Annotated in this window: 4 protein-coding genes; all 4 read left to right on the top strand. The window is 70.1% G+C overall.

Features of this window, described 5'->3' with window-relative positions; translation table 11 throughout:
• The first annotated feature begins 95 nt into the window (after positions 1 to 95).
• Positions 96 to 578 carry a GNAT family N-acetyltransferase gene (locus G6021_RS08885; RefSeq protein WP_182641097.1) on the top strand — a complete coding sequence of 161 codons (483 nt, stop codon included), beginning with the start codon at positions 96 to 98 and terminating at the stop codon, positions 576 to 578.
• A 40-nt stretch (positions 579 to 618) separates the two neighbouring features.
• Positions 619 to 1,974 carry a TrpB-like pyridoxal phosphate-dependent enzyme gene (locus tag G6021_RS08880; RefSeq protein ID WP_182641096.1) on the top strand — a complete coding sequence of 452 codons (1,356 nt, stop codon included), beginning with the start codon at positions 619 to 621 and terminating at the stop codon, positions 1,972 to 1,974.
• A 161-nt stretch (positions 1,975 to 2,135) separates the two neighbouring features.
• Positions 2,136 to 3,065 carry an SDR family oxidoreductase gene (locus G6021_RS08875; protein ID WP_179524025.1) on the top strand — a complete coding sequence of 310 codons (930 nt, stop codon included), beginning with the start codon at positions 2,136 to 2,138 and terminating at the stop codon, positions 3,063 to 3,065.
• Between the two features lie 80 nt (positions 3,066 to 3,145).
• Positions 3,146 to 3,762: alpha/beta-hydrolase N-terminal domain-containing protein (locus G6021_RS08870; protein ID WP_277817932.1), on the top strand; the 617-nt coding region annotated here is incomplete at its 3' end.

Below are 3,762 nucleotides of genomic sequence, written 5' to 3'. Positions count from 1 at the left end.
CGCCGCGCCGGGTGCGGCCGCCGGCTCCGCGCCGCAGCCCTCGGACGACGATCCGGCCGGTGGTACCCCGGCCGACAAGCCCTGACCTGCAGACGGTGAGTGAGCACGACTCTCCGTGGAGAGTCGTCGCCTCTCCCTTGGCCGGGCTGGGTCCGCTGGACGTCCACGCGCTGTACAAGCTGCGCGTGGACGTCTTCGTCGCCGAGCAGGACTGCCCGTACGCGGAGATCGACGAGGTCGACGCCGACCCCGGCACCACGCACCTGTTGGCCTGGGCTCCGGCCACCGAATCCGGTCCGGACGAGTTGGTGGCCACCCTGCGCGTGTTCGGGTCGGGGGTCCACGGTGGGGTCATGCACCTTGGCCGGGTGTGCACGGCTCCCGGGTGGCGAGGGCGGGGGATCGCCGGTGTCCTGATCCGTCGCGGACTCGAGCTGTGCGGCGAGCTGCCCGTCGAGATAGGCGCCCAGTCCCACCTCGAGGGGTGGTACGAGCAGTTCGGGTTCCTCCGTTGCGGACCGGACTACCTGGATGAACGGATCCCGCACCTCCCCATGAGGCGCGACCTCCTAAGATGAGGTGTGGCTCACCCCTCCCCACATCTCCCGAGGACACCATATGACGTCTGACGCTGCATCCGGTTCACACTCCGCATCCGGTTCGCTGGTCACGGCACCTCTGGTCAAGGCACTTCTCCCCGAGAGCGAGATGCCGACCCACTGGTACAACATCCAGGCCGACCTGCCCGAGCAGATGGCGCCGCACCTGCACCCGGGCACGAAGGAGCCGCTCGGGCCGGAGGACCTGGCGCCGTTGTTCCCGATGGCGCTCATCGAGCAGGAGGTCACCGGGGAGCGGTACGTCGAGATCCCCGAGGAGGTGCGGGAGATCTACCGGCTGTGGCGGCCCTCGCCCCTCATCCGGGCCCGCCGACTCGAGAAGGCCCTCGGCACCTCGGCGAGGATCTACTACAAGTACGAGGGCACCAGCCCGGTCGGCTCACACAAGCCCAACACGGCCGTGGCCCAGGCGTACTACAACGCCGCGGAGGGCATCACCAAGCTCACCACCGAGACCGGCGCCGGTCAGTGGGGCGCGTCGCTGGCGTTCGCCGGTCAGGCCTTCGGCATCGAGGTGGAGGTCTGGCAGGTCAAGGCGTCCTTCGAGTCCAAGCCGTACCGCCGGATGCTCATGGAGACCTTCGGCGCGTCCGTCCACCCGAGCCCCTCCGACCTGACCGAGGCGGGCCGGTCCTTCCTCGCCAAAGACCCCCACACCCCCGGTTCGCTGGGTATGGCGGTGTCGGAGGCGGTCGAGGTGGCGGCGGGCGACCCCGAGGCCCGCTACTCCCTGGGTTCCGTCCTCAACCACGTGTGCCTGCACCAGACGATCATCGGCGAAGAGGCCCTCAAACAGCTCGAGATGTTCGGGGAGGCCGCGCCCGACTTCGTCTTCGGGTGCGCCGGGGGCGGCTCCAACCTCGCTGGTCTGGCGTTCCCGTTCATCCGCGAGAACCTGGCCGGGGCGCAGACGAGGATCGTGGCCGTCGAACCGACCGCCTGCCCGTCCATGACCGAGGGCGAGTTCCGATACGACCACGGCGACGTGGCGGGACTGACCCCGCTCATGAAGATGTACACGCTGGGCCAGGACTTCGTCCCGGACCCCATCCACTCGGGCGGTCTCCGGTACCACGGGATGGCACCGCTCGTCAGTCACGTCAAGCACCTCGGCCTGCTCGACTCGATCGCGGTGGAACAGAACGTCGCCTTCGCCGCCGGTGTCGAGTTCGCCAAGGCCGAGGGCATCGTGCCCGCGCCCGAGTCCACCCACGCCCTCGCCGGCGCGTTCGACGAGGCCCGCAGGCACACCGGGGAGGCGGGCACGGGCCCGTCCATCGTGATCGGCCTGTCCGGGCACGGCTTCCTCGACCTCCCGGCCTACGAGTCGTACGTCCGCGGCGAGCTCGGCTGACCGGAGCCGACGCGGGGCGATCCGGTCCACCACGTCCCCTGCCGCGGGGCCGTGTGTGAGCCGGAGCCCGGAGCCGACAGGGTCCCCGCGCAGTCACGGCCTCGTCGCAGCACAGCCACCCACCAACTGAACCGACCCCCTCTCAACACCAGGAGTCACCCATGGTCAATCCCATCGATTTCACCGACCGCGTCGCGATCATCACCGGCGCCGGAGGCGGCCTCGGCCGCGCCTACGCCCTCGCCCTGGCCGAGCGCGGCGCCAAGGTCGTCGTCAACGACCTCGGCGGCGACGTCCACGGCGAGGGTGGCACCACCTCCCCGGCCCAGCGCGTCGTCGACGAGATCGTCGCCACCGGCGGCGAGGCCATGGTCGACGGCAACGACATCACCGACGAGGCCGCGGTCGACGCGCTGGTCTCCTCGGTCATCGACAAGTGGGGGCGCATCGACATCCTCATGAACAACGCCGGCATCCTGCGCGACAAGTCGTTCGCCAAGATGGACAACGACGACTTCCGCAAGGTCCTCGAGGTCCACCTCATGGGCTCGGTCAACTGCACCAAGGCCGTCTGGCCCCACATGGCCGAGGCCGGATACGGCCGCATCCTCATGACCACCTCGTCCTCGGGTATCTACGGCAACTTCGGCCAGAGCAACTACGCCGCCGCCAAGTCCGGCCTGGTCGGCCTGATGAACGTGCTCGCCATCGAGGGCGCCAAGAAGAACATCAAGGTCAACTCCATCGCCCCCACGGCCGCCACCCGCATGACCGAGGACCTGCTCCCACAGCGGGTCCTGGACATCATGGGCCCGGAGACCATCGCGCCCGGCGCCCTGTTCATGGTCAGCGAGGACGCGCCCACCAAGACCATCCTCGGTGCCGGCGCCGGCGTGTTCGCCGTCTCCCAGATGGTCGAGAGCCGCGGGGTCTACCTCCCGGACAACGCCCGCACCCCCGAGGTCGTGGCCGAGCGGTGGAACGAGATCGCCGACGTCACCGACGCGAACCCCCTGGAGTCGGCGTTCGAGCAGACCTCCAAGTACGCCGCGCTCGCGGCGCGCGAACTGGGGCTCCACCTCGAGAGCTGAGCCTCGGGGCGCGTGCGCGGGGATAGACTCCGCTCACGCGCCTGGCGCTCCGCCACGGTCTTCTCACCCCTGTACCGGTCTTGACCACGACACCGTCGACGGAGACGATCCGCGGCTTCACCCGTTCCCTGCACCCGGTCGGACTGGCCGTCGCGCTGCTGTTCTTCGTGTGGTCCATGACGCCCTCCCTGTTGCCGCGGGTGTGGCCCCTGCAGGCCGTGGCGACCGGGATCAGCCTCGCGACCGGGTACGGTCTGGGCTGCGTGATCGCATGGGCGGTCCGCTCCTGCGGGGTCTCCCCGGACCATTCCGCCCGCCTGCGCAGGATCGGGTGGTGGTCCCTGGCCGTCACGGCCGCGGTGACCGTCCCGACGTTCCTGGTCCTGGGGTCCTGGTGGCAGCAGATCACCCGGGACCTGGCCGGCGTCGAGCGCATCGACCGCGCCAACTACCTGCTCGTCCTGGTGCTGTCACTACTGGTCGCGACGGTCATCCTCGCGGCGGCCAGGGGGATCCGGCGTGGCACGGCGGCGCTGACCCGGATCGCCGCACCCCACGTCCCGGCCCCACTCGCCCGCGTCGTGGCGCTGGGTCTCGTGCTCCTCATCGCCGTGTTGTCGATCAACGGGCTCGTCCACCGCGGGGTGATCGGCCTGGCCGACAGGACGGCCTCCGCCGCGGACCACGGCACCGCCGA

The sequence above is a fragment of the Dietzia sp. CW19 genome, assembly GCF_014145265.1.
Lineage (GTDB): Bacteria > Actinomycetota > Actinomycetes > Mycobacteriales > Mycobacteriaceae > Dietzia > Dietzia natronolimnaea.
The sequence above is the reverse complement of the archived record's forward strand: the minus strand, read 5'-3'. Positions and strand labels throughout refer to the sequence as shown.

What these genes read in the sequence shown, in the direction of transcription:
- G6021_RS08880 (WP_182641096.1), top strand. Translation starts at nt 619, where the DNA reads ATGACGTCTGACGCTGCATCCGGTTCACACTCCGCATCCGGTTCGCTG.
- G6021_RS08875 (WP_179524025.1), top strand. Translation starts at nt 2,136, where the DNA reads ATGGTCAATCCCATCGATTTCACCGACCGCGTCGCGATCATCACCGGC.